Source organism: Paracoccus versutus (assembly GCF_000763885.1).
Taxonomy (GTDB): domain Bacteria; phylum Pseudomonadota; class Alphaproteobacteria; order Rhodobacterales; family Rhodobacteraceae; genus Paracoccus; species Paracoccus versutus.
Window position 1 is genome coordinate 1 of sequence record NZ_JRKO01000179.1, and the last position, 555, is coordinate 555.

The 555-nt window shown below is 62.0% G+C and carries 1 protein-coding gene; it reads right to left on the reverse strand.

The features are described 5' to 3' along the window. Positions 1–555 (reverse strand): cbb3-type cytochrome c oxidase subunit I (locus IT40_RS26535; RefSeq protein WP_036761564.1); only part of this gene is annotated, 555 nt, incomplete at both ends.

Consider the following 555-nt stretch of genomic DNA (forward strand, 5'->3'; position numbering starts at 1 on the left):
GCGCGATCCCAGTCCTCGCGCTTGGGCAGGGTCTCGAAGGTATGCTCCGGCGGCGGCGAGGGCAGGGTCCATTCCAGCGTGTCGGCGTGTTCGTTCCAGTAGTTCGGCACGTTCACGCGCTTGCCGGCGAAGAGCGTGTAGAACACGATGCCGATAAAGAACAGGAAGGAGGCGAAGGAGATATAGGCGCCGATCGAGGAGATGTTGTTCCAGTAGGCGAACTCGACCGGATAGTCGATGTAGCGGCGCGGCATGCCCTGGCGGCCCAGGAAGTGCTGCGGGAAGAAGATCAGGTTCGAGCCGATGAACATCATCCAGAAATGCAGCTTGCCGGCCCATTCCGGGTATTGCCGGCCCGACATCTTGCCGATCCAGTAATAGACCCCGGCAAAGATGGCGAAGACCGCGCCCAGCGACATCACATAGTGGAAGTGGGCGACGACGTAATAGGTGTCGTGATAGACCCGGTCCAGCGGCGCCTGGCTCAGCACCACGCCGGTCACGCCGCCGACGGTGAACAGGAACAGGAAGCCGAAGGCCCAGAGCATCGGCGTC